This is a genomic window from Acidovorax sp. 56, assembly GCF_002749705.1.
Lineage (GTDB): Bacteria > Pseudomonadota > Gammaproteobacteria > Burkholderiales > Burkholderiaceae_C > Acidovorax.
Genome location: NZ_PEEV01000001.1, coordinates 873,442 through 890,860, shown reverse-complemented (window position 1 = coordinate 890,860; position 17,419 = coordinate 873,442). Strand labels below are relative to the sequence as shown.

The 17,419-nt window shown below is 60.6% G+C and carries 19 protein-coding genes; 12 read left to right on the top strand and 7 right to left on the bottom strand.

All coding sequences use genetic code 11. The features are described from left to right. Nucleotides 1–87 precede the first annotated feature (87 nt). The 3 genes from CLU88_RS03825 to CLU88_RS03815 all read left to right on the top strand — a co-directional run bounded on the left by CLU88_RS03825 (nt 88) and on the right by CLU88_RS03815 (nt 3,165). Nucleotides 88–1,086 carry a DNA-binding protein gene (locus tag CLU88_RS03825; protein WP_099655462.1) on the top strand — a complete coding sequence of 333 codons (999 nt, stop codon included), beginning with the start codon at nt 88–90 and terminating at the stop codon, nt 1,084–1,086. A gap of 72 nt (nt 1,087–1,158) precedes the next feature. Beyond that, nucleotides 1,159–2,706, top strand: coding sequence for a hypothetical protein (locus CLU88_RS03820; protein ID WP_143225940.1), 1,548 nt, complete (start codon nt 1,159–1,161; stop codon nt 2,704–2,706). A gap of 66 nt (nt 2,707–2,772) precedes the next feature. Continuing rightward, nucleotides 2,773–3,165: an H-NS family nucleoid-associated regulatory protein gene (locus CLU88_RS03815; RefSeq protein WP_143225939.1), complete on the top strand. Its 393-nt coding sequence runs from the start codon at nt 2,773–2,775 to the stop codon at nt 3,163–3,165. 169 nt (nt 3,166–3,334) lie between these two features. Here the strand turns inward: CLU88_RS03815 and CLU88_RS03810 are convergent, their stop codons facing one another. Further along, a complete protein-coding gene (locus CLU88_RS03810) occupies nt 3,335–4,411 on the bottom strand; it encodes a tyrosine-type recombinase/integrase (RefSeq protein WP_099655459.1) in 1,077 nt (358 codons plus the stop codon). A 123-nt stretch (nt 4,412–4,534) separates the two neighbouring features. On the opposite strand from CLU88_RS03810, the gene CLU88_RS03805 reads away from it, so the two are divergent. The 5 genes from CLU88_RS03805 (at nt 4,535) to CLU88_RS03790 (ending at nt 8,220) form a co-directional block, all read left to right on the top strand. Then, the gene (locus CLU88_RS03805; RefSeq protein WP_099655458.1) at nt 4,535–5,527 is read left to right on the top strand and encodes a DNA-binding protein; all 993 of its coding nucleotides are present in this window, start codon (nt 4,535–4,537) and stop codon (nt 5,525–5,527) included. A 359-nt stretch (nt 5,528–5,886) separates the two neighbouring features. Beyond that, on the top strand, nt 5,887–6,405 hold the full coding sequence (locus CLU88_RS03800; protein ID WP_099655457.1) for a VC1465 family Xer recombination activation factor: 519 nt from the start codon (nt 5,887–5,889) through the stop codon (nt 6,403–6,405). Between the two features lie 307 nt (nt 6,406–6,712). Continuing rightward, a complete protein-coding gene (locus CLU88_RS03795; protein ID WP_099655456.1) occupies nt 6,713–6,934 on the top strand; it encodes a hypothetical protein in 222 nt (73 codons plus the stop codon). A 65-nt stretch (nt 6,935–6,999) separates the two neighbouring features. Beyond that, nucleotides 7,000–7,263, top strand: a complete 264-nt coding sequence (locus CLU88_RS22670; protein ID WP_143225938.1) for a hypothetical protein — start codon at nt 7,000–7,002, stop codon at nt 7,261–7,263. A 144-nt stretch (nt 7,264–7,407) separates the two neighbouring features. Beyond that, on the top strand, nt 7,408–8,220 hold the full coding sequence (locus CLU88_RS03790) for an SDR family NAD(P)-dependent oxidoreductase (RefSeq protein WP_099655455.1): 813 nt from the start codon (nt 7,408–7,410) through the stop codon (nt 8,218–8,220). 90 nt (nt 8,221–8,310) lie between these two features. Here CLU88_RS03790 and CLU88_RS03785 read toward each other — a convergent pair whose 3' ends face one another. Genes CLU88_RS03785 through CLU88_RS03770 form a run of 4 tightly spaced genes read right to left on the bottom strand, consistent with a single transcriptional unit; the run spans nt 8,311 to nt 12,033 of the window. Further along, nucleotides 8,311–9,717 (bottom strand): MATE family efflux transporter, encoded by a 1,407-nt coding sequence (locus CLU88_RS03785; protein WP_099655454.1) that lies wholly within the window; start codon nt 9,715–9,717, stop codon nt 8,311–8,313. Next, nucleotides 9,714–10,223 (bottom strand): MaoC family dehydratase, encoded by a 510-nt coding sequence (locus tag CLU88_RS03780; protein ID WP_099655453.1) that lies wholly within the window; start codon nt 10,221–10,223, stop codon nt 9,714–9,716. Before CLU88_RS03780 ends, CLU88_RS03785 begins: the two co-directional genes overlap by 4 nt. A 42-nt stretch (nt 10,224–10,265) precedes the next feature. Next, complete coding sequence (locus CLU88_RS03775; RefSeq protein ID WP_233205364.1) at nt 10,266–11,543, bottom strand: MFS transporter; 1,278 nt, start codon at nt 11,541–11,543, stop codon at nt 10,266–10,268. Next, nucleotides 11,533–12,033, bottom strand: a complete 501-nt coding sequence (locus CLU88_RS03770; protein ID WP_099655452.1) for a MarR family winged helix-turn-helix transcriptional regulator — start codon at nt 12,031–12,033, stop codon at nt 11,533–11,535. Before CLU88_RS03770 ends, CLU88_RS03775 begins: the two co-directional genes overlap by 11 nt. Before the next feature lie 73 nt (nt 12,034–12,106). Here CLU88_RS03770 and CLU88_RS03765 point away from each other — a divergent pair, with 73 nt between their 5' ends. Then, nucleotides 12,107–12,658, top strand: coding sequence for a PaaI family thioesterase (locus CLU88_RS03765; RefSeq protein WP_099655451.1), 552 nt, complete (start codon nt 12,107–12,109; stop codon nt 12,656–12,658). Beyond that, complete coding sequence (gloA, locus tag CLU88_RS03760; protein ID WP_099655450.1) at nt 12,655–13,068, top strand: lactoylglutathione lyase; 414 nt, start codon at nt 12,655–12,657, stop codon at nt 13,066–13,068. The genes CLU88_RS03765 and gloA overlap by 4 nt, the downstream gene beginning before the upstream one ends. 124 nt (nt 13,069–13,192) lie before the next feature. On the opposite strand, the gene CLU88_RS03755 is transcribed toward gloA, so the two are convergent. Next, complete coding sequence (locus CLU88_RS03755) at nt 13,193–13,798, bottom strand: isochorismatase family protein (RefSeq protein WP_099655449.1); 606 nt, start codon at nt 13,796–13,798, stop codon at nt 13,193–13,195. 274 nt (nt 13,799–14,072) lie between these two features. Here CLU88_RS03755 and CLU88_RS03750 point away from each other — a divergent pair, with 274 nt between their 5' ends. Both CLU88_RS03750 and CLU88_RS03740 read left to right on the top strand, forming a co-directional pair. Next, entirely contained in the window at nt 14,073–14,660 is a 588-nt protein-coding gene (locus tag CLU88_RS03750) for a C40 family peptidase (protein ID WP_099655448.1), read from the top strand. 643 nt (nt 14,661–15,303) lie between these two features. Further along, the gene (locus CLU88_RS03740) at nt 15,304–15,555 is read left to right on the top strand and encodes a GlsB/YeaQ/YmgE family stress response membrane protein (protein ID WP_099658630.1); all 252 of its coding nucleotides are present in this window, start codon (nt 15,304–15,306) and stop codon (nt 15,553–15,555) included. 113 nt (nt 15,556–15,668) lie between these two features. Here CLU88_RS03740 and CLU88_RS03735 read toward each other — a convergent pair whose 3' ends face one another. Further along, a complete protein-coding gene (locus CLU88_RS03735) occupies nt 15,669–17,393 on the bottom strand; it encodes a tannase/feruloyl esterase family alpha/beta hydrolase (RefSeq protein WP_199173413.1) in 1,725 nt (574 codons plus the stop codon). Nucleotides 17,394–17,419: the final 26 nt, after the last annotated feature.

Genomic DNA, 17,419 nt, shown 5'->3' with positions numbered 1-17,419 from the left:
GCTAATTCTATGGACATTAGAATAATTATGTCCAGAGATTGGAAAATAAATCATTGATTTGTACGTTATACGTTGTATTATTTTTGAATGAGCGAAGAATCCGAAATCCAAGCCGAAGTTGAAGCCCTGCGGGAGCGTTTCAGCGATACGAAAGCGCTGTACCGCGAGGTGTGCGCGTTGCTGTTTTTCCGGTACGGCATCACGCCCACCGCGAGCAAGCTGTATCAGCACGTGCGAAAAGGCTCCATGAGCGCTCCGGCCGAAGCACTGGCCAAGTTCTGGGAAGAACTGCGCGGCAAAGCGAGAGTGGAAATAGACCACCCGGACCTTCCCGATGCGCTGAAGCAGGCCGCTGGCCAGGCGGTCAGCGTGTTGTGGACGCAAGCGACCGATTTGGCGCGCGAGGAACTGGCGGCACTGCGGGTTGAGGCCCGCACGGAAGCCCAGAGCGCACAGGCGCAGCTGCAGGAAACTCTGCAACGCAGCAGCTCCCTGGAGGAACAACTACAGACCGCGCAAAGCAAGTGTGCTGAGCTGGAAAGCAACCTCCAGAACCTAGCTGCGGAATTGGAGCAAGAGCGGCGCGCGCATGCCGGCAGCGCGGCACGTGGCGAGGCACTATCCCGACAGACGGATGAGCTGAAGCTGGAACAATCCAAGAGTCGGCAGCATTTCAGTGCTGAACTTGACAAGGGGCGTGCGGCCATCGACGAGGCCACCTCTCGTGCAGCCCAGGCTGAGCGCCGCGCACTGCAGGAAATCGACAGGGAGCGCACCGCTCGCGCGCAGGCAGACAAGCAGTTGGAGCAGCTACGGGGCAAGCTCACAGAAGTGGAGCGCGATCACCATGCCAAGGTCCTGGAGGCAAACGCAGCCCAGACACGATTGGCCGCAGACCTGGAGAGTGCACGGGCTTCGCTGGCCGAGAGCGCCCGCGTGACCCAACTGCAAGGCGTTGAGTTACTGCAGGCACTGCAGGCAGTGACGCAGCACAAAGCGGAGGCGGACACCCTGCGCGCATTGGTGGCCCAGTTTCAACCGCCGCCCAGGCCCGCTCGCAAGAAAAAACCGATAGGCGACCATTGATTGCTTGCATGCCGGCCGCCAGTCGGCGAAAAAGCTCCACACAGAATCTGCATACAAGCTAGCGACGATCCAATGGCACGCGACGACTTCACGAAACCGACCAAGAATCAGGCTTACCAGCGGGTGGCGGGCCGTTGCTCCAATCCCGATTGCCGTGCCACCACCTCCGCGCCAGTGGGCGAAGTTGATTTCTCCAATGTGGGGGTCGGCGCGCATATTCATGCGGCATCGCCTGGGGGGCCGCGTTATCTCGCTGCAATGACCGCAGAAGACCGGTGCGGCTTTGGCAACATCATCTGGCTATGCCAGACCTGCTCGACGATCATCGACCGGGACCCGGACTCGTACCCTGCAGAAACGCTCAAAGCATGGAAAACATCGGCTGAGGCAAGGGCTCTGATGGAGCAAGGCAAACGGCTTCCCGATGAAAAGGATATCTATCGCATGGCGGCCATGGCCATGGGCACCCGAACGCCTGGGTTTTATCCAGAAGCCATAGGCAACGTGCACAAAGCCTTGGTCGATCAATTGGAAGCGGTGGATCCGAGGTTCACTGTTTCAACAACGTACTCGGGTGGCAACACAACGATTACCGTGGGCGCGAAAGAGACGGTGTCTTTCTCTATCAAGATTGCACAGGAATCGGCTGATGTCTGGCGCAAGGGCCTTCAGGCGTCCATTGACGAGGGCCGTGAAGCGACGCTGCCACTCGATGGGGTCGTGTTTGAAGGCTCAAAACTCTTCGATGTGCTGCACAAAGATGCCGACCTGGCATCGATAACGATCATGCCGACGGCACGTCCAGCCGTGTTGAAGATACTTGCGCCCCAGACCGAACCGGCAATTTTTGAAACCATTAATGGTCAACTAACAGCTGGGCGCAAGCAAATCCGATTTGCAGGCGCTGGATGCGGCGGTCTTCTGGACGTGGAAATAGTTTTCACCCCAACGAATGGTGATGATGTTCACTCGGTATCGACTCTGACTACCAATTTAAAAGCGTGGCAAGGAAAAGAGGCTGCAAACCCTCCCTACTTGGACGTCTTTATCAACCTGCTTGAAGCAATTCTTGATCCATCCGCTTCTATTTCGTTCGTCTTGGGAGTCGATGGAAATCAAGCTGCAGCGGGGAAGTTTCATACACCAAAGCATATGGAGGCGATGAACGAAACCCTCGCATTCGCTCACTACGCAAGGCGAGCCAGAAATGTGCTTAGGTACCTAAGGAAAAGTGCGCCTATCGATATTTTCGAGAGCATTTCCACTGACGATCATCGGGCCCTGGCGCGAGTCAGCGATATCGTTGAGGGCAAGCTCTCCTACCAGCGCTCTCAGATCACCGGTTCACCGACGATGACGGTTGCGTGTTCTGACGGGGGAATATCACTGATGGAGGTAGTACGCAAAGGAGAGTTTTCAGTTCTGCAGCAGAAAGAACCCGCATCCATGGTCACCATCTATGGGAAGCAGTACGAAGTCCCTCCGACCACAAGCTACTACTCGCCTGTGAAACTACATATCCTGAGCAGGAAGAAGAAAAAGGAGATCATTGACTTCCGCTTGCGAATCGAAATGGCGGACAACTTCACAAGCCAAACGTTTTTCGATGTGCAGCATTGATTGGCGGCCGATCCTGAGGTTTGGAGGCGGCTAGATCCTGATCAGCCAGCAACGAGGCCCCTCTGCATGTTAGGCCTCTATGATGCTGTTCAATCGCTCCAAGAGAGGTATTCGGTGCCCAAGACGTTGAGTCAAATGAGGAAACGCCTGGAAGAGGCAATGAGCCAAGCCAACGACGCGGAGGAGATCATTCCTCTGGTTAAGAAGGTTATTGCTCAATACGAGTTGATGCCCGGCGATCTGTTTGATCAACCCCATCAAACGCCAAAGTTAGCACCTCAAAAACACGCGAAGACGCCAAGTACAGAGTCACAAGTACGCGCGGTCTACCAAGACGGCAACGGCAACACCTGGGCGGGGCGCGGGCGGCGACCAACGTGGCTAAACGAAGCGCTTGAGCGAGGGCGCACCCTAGAGGACTTCAAGGTTCCGAGTAAAGGTCTGCGTCGAGCTAAGTGATTGATATCGCTGAGCTTTTTTCGAGAGGTTTCAGGTTCTGCTTGGAAACCGAGATTACCCCCGGCAAGGCACTTGTGCAACTTCAAAAAGACTTTGAACAGGTTCTTAGGTTCTGGGTTTTGCACATACGCTCCTGGAACTCATCATTCACGAGCATGGGCCTATAGCTTTAATGGTTGGTCTTTTTACAGTCGAGCAAATTTGCAGCTTGGCTAGACCCAGACGACCGAAAATATCCCATCACAGTCGCCACGTTTCGGTGCCCAGTCATGGCCATGGTGTCGGCCAATGGTACGTTCTGCGACGCAGCCTCGGTGACAAAGCCAGACCGCAGCGAGTGCGCTGAATAATCATCAGACAAGCCCGCAAGGCTGGCGCGCTCCTTGACGATATCGCGCACCGAGGCTGGGGAGAGAGCTCCTGCCAACTTCCCACCTTTCATCACGCGCCTGAAAATCGCTCCATCGGTGATACAAGCTGCTGTCAGCCAAGCATGCAAGGCATCGCCGGCCAGTCCCTCAATCGGCTTGTAGTTCTCTGGTCTGTCCTTGGCGTCCTGATTCGTCTTGGAGTGGGCCAGAATAAACGTGAATGACGATGGACCATTGCGCCTGAGATTTTTCATGTCAGCCCCAGCAACCTCTGAGCGGCGCCGTCCTCCACTGGCAAAGGCAAAGAGGAGGAGGGCGCGGTCCCTCAGGCCTTTGAGGGTCGAGGTATCGCAGGTCTCAATCATTGCCATCAGTGGATCTTTCGTCAAAGCATCCTTCTTTTTGGGCAAGTCGCCGCGCTTGCCGTAGGCACGCCGGGTTTTCATCAGAAGCTCACGGACTTTGGGATCCTGGCAGGGATTCTTGGCGGCTTTGAGCTGGTGGGTTTTTGAGAGAACTGCCACGCGGTGCACCAGTGTGTTGAGAGCCATCGGGCCTCGCTTGCCCTTGAAACCAGCCTCAACAAGCACCTCGTCGATCGCTGGCGGCAGTTCATGGGCCAGCCCGTCAGCCGTGGTGCGTTGGGCGTGATCAACGATGAACTGAATCACAGCGCTGGGCGGCAACGGAAGCGAAATCGGTTGTCCATACCTCACATTGAACCAGGCTGCCCAGTAGCGCAGGGCGGAGCGGTAGCTCGCCAAGGTGTTGGCGGACTCGCCCTCGCGCATCAGGTCCTCCACAGCACGCGCGGTGGCATCTGACAGCATTTCTGGGCGCAACGCCGATACGTTTTTTAGAGCTGGCAGGCGCATTTAATCTCCTAACGCATCAAAATTGAAATTAACATACATACAATGTATTGTTTGCAATGAATTTTATTTATTAATCATGATAATTATCTATTATCGTTGGTAAAAAATGTTTGGAGTAGGGTGATGCAGCCAAAAATTGTGCGAGGTCCGCGCGGAGTCCAGCTGGAGGATGTATGGGCAGCCGCCGATGCCGTTCTCGGCTTGGGTGAGCGGCCGACGATTGAGCGTGTGCGGCAGCAGTTAGGACGCGGCTCCCCAAACACGGTGGGCCCGATGCTCGACGGCTGGTATGGATCTTTGGCAAAGCGGCTTCTAGCACCTGGGGAGGCTATTGATGGCGCACAAGAGCCAGGTGAGCAGTTGCCAGGGCCCGTGCTGAGAGCTGCAAAGACGCTGTGGGGGCGGGCGGTCCAATATGCGCAGGAAGCCGCCACAGCGCAACTCGCAGAGACTCAAGTGGAATTGGATGAGCGCGCAGAAGCATTGAGGCAGGCGCAGCAGGCCCTTCAACTGGAACAGCAGCGTATCCAAGACCGTAGCGAGGCTCTTGCAGTCGCTATGCAAGCCAAGGATGCGCAGATATCTGAGGTGTCGGGGCAGGCAAAGGAGTTGCAAGTGCAGCTTCAGGCATGCCAAAAGCTGCTGGATGACGCTCGTGCCGAGGGCGTGCAACTGCGGCAGGCGGCAGATGTACAGCGGCGGCAACAAGAAATCAAAGATGCCGAGCGTCAAGCAGAGCGTTTGCGGCAAGAAGAACGAGTGCTGGCGCAGGAGCGCAGGCTCAACGGTGAAGTTGATCGGGCGCGCCAAGAGTCCAAGCGGTTGGCCAGTCAACTGGAGGCTGACAACAGAAAGTCTGCTGGCACCCTGGCTGAAGTCACCGAGAGGATGGGCGCCCTGGATGCTCGGTTGGGCTCCCTGCAGGCTGAAAAGGCAGGTCTATTGAAGGATCTGCAATTGGCCCGCGAGGAGGTGGACACTTGGAGGGCAAAGTTCGATGAGCGCAGCAATGACATGTTTGCCGTACTCAATGAACTTCGGGATCGCTTGCCTGCGAGCCTCGTCGAAAGCACGGCTAAGCCTGCAGTGCCTCGAAAGATCAAAAACAAGCGTTAGATGCGCCGAGTTGGTCTATGGGCAGTTTCATCGGCCCTACGTTCCTGCTGAAAGGCTTCCATCATTAGGCCCAGAACGTACCGCGACACGAGAGCGGTACAAACCTTTGGTCCGCAGCGACAAGACCCGCGTCCAACCCCGAAAAATGGATGTTGACCTTCATTCAGTCGCGCAAATGGAGTTTTTTTGTACCTAATTTCTGTCGCCCGTTTAGCAAGATGGCGCAAATTCTGATGTTTACCGGTGTTCTGTTCAAATTTTATTTAACATAATATACATCGTATCTACTCAAGTCCAAGGGCAAGCATCGTCGCTTTGACCCGGACACCCGTGCTCAGCTTGCCTATAACTTCCGGACTATGTACCGCAACCTTGGCATGGATACCGCTGCCTGCGCTCAGTTTCTTCATGTCACCGAGCGGACTTTGCATAACTGGGAGTCTGGCAAACATGACATCCCTTTTGCGGCCTACAAGCTGCTGCGGCTGCTCAACCGCATGGAGTTGCCCGGCAAGGCCTGGGAAGGCTGGTGCTTTCACCATGGCACCTTGTATTCGCCTGAGGGCCATCCTTTTGTGGGCAGCGACTCCTCGTGGTGGTCTTTGTTGATCAGACGCGCCAACATGTTTGGCGAGATGTCGCGCAAGCTCAAGGAGGCAACAGCCACAGTCGAGGTAGGACGTGCCGCGCTGGCGCAAGCGCAGCGCGCCGGTGCGGCACGGCCTGCAGCGGCTGGGCCTGACGTGCCAACGTCAGGCCGGCGCGAAGCGCCGGGCCTAAATTTATCCCTAAGACACATTGGCACATCTAATTTAAGTTTTGCTGCCAATGCTGGCTCTTACGCTATGAAACCTATAGCACTCAAGGTGGCCTCATGAGTCGGCGTGTTCGGTTTGTGACTGGTGGTCTGGCGGGCTCTATGGGGCCTAAGGTGGGGAAGTCTCCTGGCGAGACTTTGCCCACCACTGAGACGGCCACTGATGCAGAGGGGACCTACACACGCCAGCGCAAGACCTTGACCCTGATTGAGCGGCTCTTAGTGCGGGGTGGGGCCATGCCTGCCCTACCTCCAGTTCCGGCGCCAAAGAAGCGCGGAAGGCCTCGCAAAGAGGCGAAATAGGACGGGGATGCGGGTGGTGCAACACCCGGCCCCCTGACCAAAACCAACTGAGTAGGAGTTGAAAAATGGCTGATGCCGATTCTAGTTACATGCAGCTGGCGGAACTCAACCGCCTATCCAATGGGCTCTTTGATCTGAGCTGTGAGATCGATTCCTTGGCCCACATCAGCACTCATGATGAGTCCTCCCCCTTCTATCACCTCGGCTCCTTGCTGCTGCGTGTCTCTCAGCGGCTTGCGGCCCATGTTGCCGATCTCCAGGCGCTGGGCAATGGGGTGTCGTCATGAGTCGCCCTCCAGACGCTGTGTATCGCTACTGGCTGGCTCAGCATGGGGGTATGGGGCATCGCCCCATGGTGGACCGTCGCTCTGAGCCTGTGCCCGCTGAAAAGGGGCTTGTCGTCGGCATGGTGGAACTCCCCTGCCCTCAATACCCGCCTGTAATGGTCGATCGTGCCAGCGAAGCGGCTGATGTTTGCCCGGGAAGATATTCGCGTGGCGGGCTCGCTGCAACTGATGGTGCTTATTCGCGCCCTGATGAAAAAAAAGAGGGTGAGATAACCAGTTCTCTTTTTTTAAGTACGAATGAAGATTATTATCCAGGGGGTGGAAGATAATGCCTTATACATCGTATCTTGTCAATGGTTTCTATGCCTAGAGGCTCAAATCGAAGCTTGCGATTGCATGCAGTCTGCCTCCTTCGCTCCTGTGCCGCATTCCAGACTCCTGCACGCGCTGTTCAGCCGCTACCATCCACGCCCATGAACCTTACCAGCCCAGCACCTTCCGTCGCGTCTTCCGTCCACTTCGGCCATCAAGGCCGTGTTTGTATCGTCACGGGCGGTGCGCAAGGGATTGGCGAAGCCTGTGTGCGCCGCTTTGCCGCAGAAGGCGCCAAACCCGTCATCGTGGATGTGGACGATGCCCGTGGCCACGCTTTGGCGCAGGCGCTGGGCGTGCTGTATATGCGCTGCGATGTGGGTGACAAGGCGCAGGTGGACGCTTTGGTGGCGCAGGTGCTTGCTGCCTACGGACGCATCGATGTGCTGGTGAACAACGCGGGCATCTTCCGCGCGGCAGATTTTTTGGAGGTGACCGAAGAAGACTTCGATGCGGTGCTTCGGGTCAACCTCAAGGGGTCATTCCTGGTGGGCCAGGCGGTGGCGCGGGCCATGGCGGCACACAATGGCGGCCGCGGTGGCGGCGCCATCGTCAACATGAGTTCGGTCAACGGCGTGCTGACCATTCCCAGTATCTCCAGCTACAACGTGAGCAAAGGGGGTGTGAACCAGCTCACACGTGTGATGGCGTTGGCGCTAGCGGACAATAACATCCGTGTGAACGCCGTGGCCCCAGGCACCATCGCCACGGAGCTGGCCGTCAAGGCGGTGCTGACCAGTGATGAGGCCAAAAGCAAGATCATGAGCCGCACCCCCATGAAGCGGCTGGGCGAGCCTTCGGAGATTGCCGATGTGGTGGCCTGGCTGGCCAGCGATGCCGCAAGCTACGTCACCGGCGAAATCGTGACGGTGGACGGCGGCCGCATGACGCTGAACTACACCGTGCCCGTGTGAAACGGTGGGCGTCGTAGGTCGGTAGTTACTATGGTATTGATAGCTGCTAGCGCTTATTGATAAAGCGCTAGCGCCCAATTTCTTTCAATATCATGCTTGCGCCACACGCCGCAGCAGCCCTGACATGCCGCGTGGCCACCCCACCCGGCCAAACCAGGCGCCACCCGCAATCGCCCAGGCGTTGACCAGCCCGTAGAGCACCAACGCCACGCCCTGCGCAGCGAAAACGGCCTGCAAGCCACCGCCCCAGCGCAAGGCCAGCCCACCACCGGCCACGGCCACGACTAGGCGCGCGATGTTGCCAATCACTGGCCACATCAGGCGCCCTGCCCCTTGCGAGGCAAAGTACAGCACTAGGCCCAGCCCGAAAAAGCCATACACCGGGCCCACCGTGCGCAGATAGAGCGCGCCGGATTCGAGCATGGCCGGGTCGTTGTTGAACAGCCGCAGCCAGGTGGCTGGATACGCGGCTGCCCACAATCCGATGGCCTCGGCCATGGCAAAGGCCATTGCAGCACCGATCCAGGTGGCGCGCAGGGCGCGCTCGCGCTGGCCGGCTCCGATGCACGTGCCCACCATGGCCACCAGCGGGGCGCCCAGGCCAAACACCAGGGGCACCAGCAGGTATTCCAGCCGCGACGCCGTGCCATAGCCTGCGATGGCCGCCGTGCCAAAACCGCCCACCAGTGCCGTTGTCACGCCAATCGCCAGGTTGGTCGCCACGGTAGAAACAGTGCCCACCAGACCCACGCGCAGGATGTCCTTGAACAGCGCCCAGCGAAAGCGGATGCGGGCCAGTGATGGCCGAAGCAGGCTGCGCGGCGACCAGAGGTAGGCCGCCAGCACCACACTGCCCACCGCGTAGTACGCCATCAGTGCCAGCGCACCGCCCGCAATGCCCATGCCCGGCAGCGGCCCCCAGCCAAAGATGAGCAAGGGCGACAGCGGCACCAGGACAAAGGCGCCCAGCACCGTCACATACGCAGGCACGGCCATGTTGCCCGTGCCGCGGATCACGGCCGATAGGGTGTTGAACAGCCAGACCAGCACCGCGCCCGCGAACACCCAGTTGGAATACACCAGTGCGGCCTCCAGCGCCCCACCTGTGCCGCCCATGCGGGTGTAAAGCCAGCGCCCTCCTCCGACCACGCCTACGGTGAAAACGAGCGCAAACACCGCCGCTATCACCAGTGCGTGCAGCACCAGCGCATCGGCATCCTGGCGCCTGCGGGCGCCCAGCGCGCGGGCAATCGCCGATGCGATGCCGCCGCCCATGGCGCCTGCGGACGTCATCTGCATCAGCATGACCACCGGAAACACCAGCGCCATGCCCGCCAAGGCGTCCGTGCCCAGCTGGCCCACGAAGTAGGTTTCTATGAGCCCAACGCCAGCTTGCGCCAGCATCACCAGCACATTGGGAGCCGCCAGCCGCAGCAGCGTGGGCGCGATGGGCGCCTCCAGCAGCATGCGGGTGCGTGGGTTCAGGGCCTCGGTCATGGGGCCCCCGCGCCGTCGGCTGCGGGCTTGCGCGGCACCACGATGCGCACGGTGGACAGCTGCAGCACATCGCCATGCTGGTTGCGGGTTTCGCTGCGCACGGTGACCATGCCGCGGTCGGGTTTGGATTTGGAGGGTTGGATTTGCACAACCTCGCTCACCACATGCAGCACATCTGTAGCGCGCGTGGGGCGGGGCCAGCTCAGCTCGCCCCCTGCTCCGATGATGCCGCCCGCAATGGGCAGGCCGCTCGTCACTTGCAGGCGCATGGTCACGGCGGCGGTGTGCCAGCCGCTCGCGGCCAGCCCACCGAACAGCGTGGCGCGGCCCGCCGCTTCGTCGAGGTGAAAGGGTTGCGGATCAAACTGCGCGGCGAACGCCTTGATCTGGCCCTCGTCCATGGCGTGCTCGCCGCTGGTGAACTGGCTGCCAACGGCAAGATCGTCCAGGTACAGCGGTTGTGACATTTCAGGCGATGCGGCGGCTGCCGCCAGATGGGAAGTCATGGCAGGTTGCTTTCGGCGGTGGGGAAAGTGAAGTGTGTCGAGTCAGGCGGCGGCAGGCGCCGTGCTGCGCGCCAGCGGTGCTTCGCGGATGGGCAGGTTCACCAGCGCAGCCCCGGCAGCCAGCGCGATGTCGATGTACCAGACCCAGTCATAGCTGCCCGTGGCCTGGAACACACTGCCGCCCAGGTAGGCACCCAGAAAACCACCGATCTGGTGCGACAGCATCACGATGCCAAACAGCATGGCCATATTGGCCGTGCCAAACATCTTGGCCACCAGCCCCACCGTGGGCGGGACTGTAGAGAGAAAGGTCACTCCCATCACGGCGGCAAAAATCATCACCACCGCCGGTGTTTTGGGCGCAAAAAGGAAGACCAGCACCGCCACGCCACGCGTCGCATACAGCAGCGAGAGCAGCGACTTCATGCGCCAGCGCCCTACCGCCCAGCCCATGCCCAGGCTGCCAACGATGTTGAACAGACCAATCACTGCCAAGGCCCAGCCGCCCACTTCAGGGGGCAGCCCGCAGGCGGCAATCACGCCGGGCAAGTGGGTGGCCAGGAAGGCCACATGAAAACCACACACCAAGAAACCCACCGCCAGATAGCGGTAACTGGGGGTGGCCAGCGCCTGGGCCACGGCCTCGCGGGCCGTCAGTGCTTTTTGGCCGGACGCCGCTGCAGCCTGCGCTGCGAGCGCATTGGAATTGCCCTTGAGCGCCCACACAGCGGGCAATGCCAGCAGCACCATCACGCCCAGCCACTGCATGGCGCTGGCCCAGCCCACGGCCGCCGTCAGGCTGATGGCGATGGGTGCCATGACGAACTGGCCAAACGAGCCACCCGCGTTGACGATGCCGCTGGCCAGGCCCCGTTGGTGCACGGGCACCAGCCGCGCCGTGGCCGCCATCAGCACGGAGGGGCCGGCCATCCCTGCCCCACCCGCTGCGAGCACGCCGATCGCAAAAATCAGGCCCCAGGTGCTGGTCATGTAGGGGGTGATGAACGTGCCCAGCGCCACCAGCGCCACGCCCAGCAGAATGACCCGGCCGGTGCCAATGCGGTCGGCCACCGCACCCGCAAAAGGCTGCGTCAGGCCCCACCAGAGCTGGCCGAATGCAAACGCCAGGCTGATGCTGCCAATGCCCAGTGCGGTGGAGGTGTTCAGCGCCGAAAGGAACAGCCCCATGGTCTGCCGCGTGCCCATGGTCAGTGCGAAGGTGCCTGCCGCAGCCAGCAGCACAAGCCACAGTGCCAGCGGCGCGGTGGCGCTGGCTTGGGGGCCGGCCTGGGCGGCAGCGTTGTGCGTTTTACTCGTCATGACCAGCCTCCTGGGCAGGCAGCGCCGCCAGCAATGCGAGTGAATCATCGACCAGCGCATGCAGCGCCATCACGCGCTCCGCACCCAGGGCGCTGTTCAACGCCAGTTGCGCGGCTTTCCAATGGCGCTGTGCTTGCGCACGTTTGTCGCGGCCGGCGTCTGTGATGTGTACCAGGCGGCTGCGGGCATCGGCACCGGCCTCCAGCGTCACCCACCCCGCGTCCACCAGGGGGCGCAGGTTGCGCGTCAGCGTGGAGGCATCCATCTTCATGGCCACAGCCAGATCGCTGGGGCGAATGGGGCCCAGCTTGAGCACATGCGACAGCAGCGAATACTGCGTGGTCTTGAGATCGCACTTCGCCATTTCGATGTCGTAATGGTTGGCGACGCGGCGCATCAGTTGGCGCAGCTTGAAGTTGGTACACCCCTGCGGCCCCCCCGCCAAAGCGGGGGAAGCAACAGGTTCGCGGAGGGTGGTGTCGGCTTGCATGGATTTAATTGTATCTGCAATAATTGCATATGCAATACTTTGATTTCCACCACACCACCCACCAGGAAACCCCATGACCCAGCACAACCACCTTGAACACTGGCTTGCACAAGAACGCGACATCCTCGCCACGCTGGACGCAGGCCCCGGCCCCGGGGTGGCCCGGCGCGACCAGATCGCCCACCTGAACGGCCTGGAGCAAATGCAGGCCATGCTGCGTGGCGAGTTGCCTTATGCCGCCATCGCCAAGACGCTGGACTTTTTGATTGTGGAAGCGGGTGAAGGCACGGCCATTTTTCAGGGCACACCGCGCCTGGAGCACCTCAACCCCATGGGCACGGTGCACGGCGGCTGGTTTGCCACCCTGCTCGACTCTGCTCTCGGCTGTGCCATCCACACCCGCATGGAGCCAGGGCGCGGTTACACCACGGCCGAGCTGGGCATCAACTTGGTCAAAGCCATCACGCCCAAGGTGCAGCGCGTGCGTGCCGAAGGCCGCGTGATCCACTGCGGGCGCCAACTGGCCACGGCCGAGGCGCGCCTGGTGGGGCCAGATGGCACGCTCTACGCCCACGCCACCACCACCTGCTTGGTTTTTGACTTGCCTGCACAATCGAAAGGATGAAATTCCTCCACACGATGCTGCGCGTTGGCAACCTTCAACGCTCGATTGACTTCTACACCCAGGTGCTGGGCATGCAACTGCTGCGCCAGTCCGAAAACCCCGAGTACAAATACTCGCTGGCCTTTTTGGGCTTTGAGGGCGGCAACCCCGCACAGGCCGAGATCGAGCTGACCTACAACTGGGGCGTGGAAAGCTACGAGATGGGCACAGCTTATGGCCACATCGCACTGGGTGTGCCAGACGCGTATGCCGCGTGTGAAAAGATCCGGGCCTCTGGTGGAAACGTGACGCGCGAAGCGGGCCCGGTCAAAGGTGGTACCACCGTGATCGCCTTTGTGACGGACCCTGATGGCTACAAAATTGAGTTGATCCAGCGCGCCGAGGGTGCTGCAGGCGCTGGCTTGCGCTGAAACAAAAAGGGCGCCCGGGATAGGCGCCCTTTTTGCTCTGTTTTTAGTAGCATCTAGCGCTTATAGGACGGGCGCTACATGCCAATTTGGCTCAAAACCACTGGTGCAGTGGCTTGGGTTTTGCTCACTTCACCAAGCCCAGCACATCCTTGAAGTCCGGGTGCTCGCAGGTGCGCAGCCACTCAAATGCCACCATTTCGGTGGTCACCAGCTCTGCCCCGGCGCCCGCCAGGCGGTCGAATGCGGCATCGCGGTTGCGTTCGGTGCGCGAGCCGCAGGCATCGGTCACCACCCACACCTCGAATTCGTCTTCAATCAGGTCCAAAGCCGTTTGCAGCAGGCAGACATGGGCTTCGCAGCCCGCGATCACGATGGTGCCGCGCTCTGGTGCTTGTTGGGCAGGCTTTTGCAGGTGTTTGGGCAGGCTGCGGGCATTGCCGCCTTGCTGCGGCTTGGCGGGGGGGCGCAGCCATTCGCCCAGGCCTTCTTCTGCCGCGCTGAAATGCATTTTAGCCAAGGTGCGGGCGCACAGGGCCCGCAACTGCGCATCGTTGGGGCCCAGGCGCGAGGGGTTTTGCTCGGTGCCCCACACCGGCACCTCCATGATTTGCGCCACTTGGGCCAGCAGGCGGGCATTGGCCAACACTGAGGGGCCTTCAAAGATGGCGGGCATCAGGCGTTCCTGGTAGTCCACCAGCACCAATTGGGATTCTTCAGCGTCGAGCAGCATGGTTGTATCGCCCCGGTGGCGTTGATTCATTGAAACAGGCGGCATTGTCGCAGCAGCTGAGCCGTGCCGGGTGCTTTGGCTGCTGGCAGCGGTGGTTTTGGCCAAGGCGTCTTTGGGGGGGGCGACCTGCTGGATATCAATGCGATGCGGGCGCCAGATTGCAAAAAAATGTCACCTGGGCGACAGCTGCCCCAGGGGGTAACGCCTGACTCAGGTCATGAATCACGGTTTTTACGGGCGGTTTTTTCACCTAACCGTGTTACCCTCCGCCCCCATGTCCAAATGGCTTTGCTCACTTCTCATCGTTTTTGCCTCTGCGGCCCATGCGGCCCCGGTTGACGCAAACTCCGACGAAATCGACCGCCTTTTGACCGATAAAGGCTTTTTCACCCAACTGGAACATGTGCGCCTGAGCATGGCAGACAAAGCACACACCGTGGCAGACCGTGCCTCGGACTTGGTGGTGAACGCCATGGGTTTCCTGGGCGTACCCTACAAACGGGGTGGCAACAGTGCCGAAACCGGGTTTGACTGCAGCGGTTTTGTGCGGGCCATGTACCAGCAAACCGTGGGCCTGATCTTGCCGCGCCGTGCAGACCAGCAGGCGGCTTCCACCGAAGTCATCGACAAGAAAGAGCTGCAGCCGGGTGATCTGGTGTTCTTCAACACCATGCGCCGCACCTTCAGCCACGTAGGCATCTACGTGGGTGACGGCAAGTTCATCCATTCACCCCGCAGTGGCTCGGAAGTGCGCGTGGAAGACATGCGCCAGACCTACTGGCAGCGCCGCTTCGATGGCGCCCGCCGCGTCACGCCATCGGCCGCCAACCAGTTTGCTGCGCAGGCTGACGACGGCAAGTAAGTCAGCGCGCAGGCGGCTTGCCGCCTTCGCAACCCCATTTAGCGTGTTCGCTCTCAGGGCTTGACGTCCACGCTCGTGATGGTGGAACGGATGGGCCCTCCGGTCACATTCACGGGGCGTGCTTCGGGGTTTTTCAATAGCGCTTTGGCTGCGGCCATGTCTTCCGTGTAACGGGCGCGGGCCTGTGCATTGCAAGCCGCGCGCTCTGTCGCCGCTGCTGCCTTGCACTCCTCCAAGCTGATTTTGAGCCCGCCACCCGCTTCCCGTATGGCAGTTTGGTAGCGCTGTTGTGGTGTGCTGTCTTCCTGAGCGCCCCGTGCCAGAGAAGCGTCCTCTGCTGTCTGTGCATGCAAGGTGCCCATCGGTAGACACAGGGCCAAGGAGGCTGCCGCGCAAGCGAGGCCAGAGCGGCCCAGGGAAAAATCTCGGTGCTTCATTCCAACTCCTTTTCATCAGACGCGTGCGGCCTGCACGCCATGGCTGCCATCATCCGGCGTGGTGCAGCCTGGGCCTGCCAGCGTGTGGCTTTAGCGCGTGCCAGACAAGGCCTACCCGGCCCATGGCATGGATAGCGCAGTTGTCTGACAACCCGGGCCCTTTCCGGGCCTTACATTCCAGACTTTATTTTTTGAAAGAAATCTCCATGCTGTCTTTGTTGGGAACCCTGCTTGTGGGTCTGGTGGTGGGTCTGATTGCGCGGGCCGTCAAACCGGGCGATGACAAGCTCGGCTGGATCATGACGGCGCTGCTGGGGGTGGCGGGATCGTTTTTGGCCACCTATGTGGGCGTGGCCATGGGGTGGTATGCACAAGGCGCTGCCGCGGGCTGGTTCGCCTCGGTGATCGGCGCGGTGGTGCTGTTGGTGATTTACAGCCTGGTCAAAAGCAAAGGCTAAGCCAGCCCCGCTGCAAGGCCAGTGTGGCCGTGCAAGAGGCAGACAGAGGGGCAGACAGAGGGGCAGACAGGGCGCCCTGCCCTGGTCCGCCCCATGCCTTTCGCCTTTACGCGCTAGGGTGCTGTGCAGACAAAGTTGCTGGCAACCTCTACGCTGCCTGTGCCCTTGTATTTAGCAAACTGTGGGTAGGGGCACAAGGGCCGCGTGCGGTTCGGAAAATCAGCGCTGCTGGCCAGGGCCTTGGCGGTGATGCTCTGCGGTGCAATGCCTTTTTCCACCCAATCCACCATGGTCTGGATGGAGTCGAAATTGTCAGTGGCTGGACCGCCAGAGCAGTGGTTCATGCCGGGTACCAAAAAGGTCCTTGCAAAGTTCTGGGTGGCGGCCATGCCGCCGTTGTTGGCTGCCAGGCGCTCGTAGTAGTCGATGGTGTCAAACGCCGAAAAGATCGGGTCTGACATGCCGTGGATGAACAGCATCTTGCCCCCGCGCTGCTGGAACGCTGCCAGTTTGTCATCACGGTACGTGTCATAGATGGCTGAGTAAGCCTCCATGCGGGTGGGGTCCGTGTCAAAGTTGAACTTGAGCGGGTCGAACGCCACATCGGGGGGCGTGAAGAATTCGTTGGTCAGTGCGTCCACCATGAGGGTGATGTAGCGGGCGTCGGGCGTGGCTGTGGTGGAGTTGCCCAGCGTCCAGCTGCGCCAGCCAGAGGCGGCCAAGCCTGCGTCCCAAGGCTGGCCTGTGTAAAGCGCCTTGCCTGCTGAATTGCGTGGACCGGCAAACACATTTTTGAGTGCGCCCACTTGCGCTGATGACAGGCAGCTGTCCGTCTTGCTGCCGCTGCATTGCAGCACGGCGGGGTCGAACGCCTTGCAGGCCTGGAAGTTTTGCGCCAGGCCATCGACCACCCCGTCGGCAGCGTCGCACGTGGCATTGACGGCATTGGCTACCAGCTTGAGATCGCCATTGCTGAAGGCCTGCGACAGGATGCGCTTGCCGCTGGCGTCTTGCGGCGCGATGGCGTTGAACTGGATGGTGTTCCACATGGCGGCCACCGTGGCGCCGCTGGACACGCGCATGGCGGGCGCCCCTGCGGTGATGCCGTCAAAGTAGTCTGGAAACCGCTGCGAGAACATCATGCCCTGGCGTCCACCGCCCGAGCAGCCCGAGAAGTACGAGCGGTCTGGCTTGCGGCCATAACGGGTGCTGATGAGCGACTTGGAGGCCACCGCCGTTTTGTCGTACGAGTTGTAGGCGTGGTCAATGCGCGCCTGCGGGTCGGCACCAAAGCTGGCGCTGGTGCCGCTGTGCCCCGCATCGGTGGACACCACGGCAAACCCTTGCCCCAGGGGGGATGCGGTGCCGCCCGAGATGCTGGAGCTGAGCGACGTGTCGCGCAAGATGCCATCGTTGCCCCCACCACCGATGAACAGAAACCGCCCATTCCATTGGTCCGGCAGGCTCAGCTGAAAGCCGATGGCGTAGTTTTTGCCATCCACGCCCACGCGGGGGTTGATGCTGCCGGTGACCACGCAGTGCCCAGGCAGAAAGCTGCCCGACGTGGCGCCGCCAGGGCGGCGGGTGTCCGCAGCTACGTAACTGGTGGCCAGCGTGGTGCCGCTGAGCTGGGCCTTGGTGACCAGGTCGGCGCAGGCGGCCGCTGGATTGGCGGTTTCGGTAACCAGCACGGCGCTGCCGCCGCCGCAGGCACTCAAGGCCAGCGTCAGCGGTGCCAGCAGTGCTGTGGGCCAGCGGCTGGTGCGCAGTGCGGGGCCCGTTTTGCCGGGCGGGGTTTGAAGGGCCCGGCCGTGGTGTGTTGGGCGTGTTTGGGGCATGGCATGTCTCCTTGTGTTTTTGTGTG

Coding starts and splice junctions, on each gene's coding strand:
- CLU88_RS03815 (WP_143225939.1), top strand. CDS start 2,773: ATGTTAGGCCTCTATGATGCTGTTCAATCGCTCCAAGAGAGGTATTCG.
- CLU88_RS03735 (WP_199173413.1), bottom strand. CDS start 17,393: ATGCCCCAAACACGCCCAACACACCACGGCCGGGCCCTTCAAACCCCG.
- CLU88_RS03790 (WP_099655455.1), top strand. CDS start 7,408: ATGAACCTTACCAGCCCAGCACCTTCCGTCGCGTCTTCCGTCCACTTC.
- CLU88_RS03825 (WP_099655462.1), top strand. CDS start 88: ATGAGCGAAGAATCCGAAATCCAAGCCGAAGTTGAAGCCCTGCGGGAG.
- CLU88_RS03740 (WP_099658630.1), top strand. CDS start 15,304: ATGCTGTCTTTGTTGGGAACCCTGCTTGTGGGTCTGGTGGTGGGTCTG.
- CLU88_RS03765 (WP_099655451.1), top strand. CDS start 12,107: ATGACCCAGCACAACCACCTTGAACACTGGCTTGCACAAGAACGCGAC.
- CLU88_RS03755 (WP_099655449.1), bottom strand. CDS start 13,798: ATGCTGCTCGACGCTGAAGAATCCCAATTGGTGCTGGTGGACTACCAG.
- CLU88_RS03750 (WP_099655448.1), top strand. CDS start 14,073: ATGTCCAAATGGCTTTGCTCACTTCTCATCGTTTTTGCCTCTGCGGCC.
- CLU88_RS03780 (WP_099655453.1), bottom strand. CDS start 10,223: ATGACTTCCCATCTGGCGGCAGCCGCCGCATCGCCTGAAATGTCACAA.
- CLU88_RS03795 (WP_099655456.1), top strand. CDS start 6,713: ATGGCTGATGCCGATTCTAGTTACATGCAGCTGGCGGAACTCAACCGC.
- CLU88_RS03770 (WP_099655452.1), bottom strand. CDS start 12,033: ATGCAAGCCGACACCACCCTCCGCGAACCTGTTGCTTCCCCCGCTTTG.
- CLU88_RS22670 (WP_143225938.1), top strand. CDS start 7,000: ATGGTGGACCGTCGCTCTGAGCCTGTGCCCGCTGAAAAGGGGCTTGTC.
- CLU88_RS03800 (WP_099655457.1), top strand. CDS start 5,887: ATGTACCGCAACCTTGGCATGGATACCGCTGCCTGCGCTCAGTTTCTT.
- CLU88_RS03805 (WP_099655458.1), top strand. CDS start 4,535: ATGCAGCCAAAAATTGTGCGAGGTCCGCGCGGAGTCCAGCTGGAGGAT.
- CLU88_RS03820 (WP_143225940.1), top strand. CDS start 1,159: ATGGCACGCGACGACTTCACGAAACCGACCAAGAATCAGGCTTACCAG.
- gloA (WP_099655450.1), top strand. CDS start 12,655: ATGAAATTCCTCCACACGATGCTGCGCGTTGGCAACCTTCAACGCTCG.
- CLU88_RS03775 (WP_233205364.1), bottom strand. CDS start 11,543: ATGACGAGTAAAACGCACAACGCTGCCGCCCAGGCCGGCCCCCAAGCC.
- CLU88_RS03810 (WP_099655459.1), bottom strand. CDS start 4,411: ATGCGCCTGCCAGCTCTAAAAAACGTATCGGCGTTGCGCCCAGAAATG.
- CLU88_RS03785 (WP_099655454.1), bottom strand. CDS start 9,717: ATGACCGAGGCCCTGAACCCACGCACCCGCATGCTGCTGGAGGCGCCC.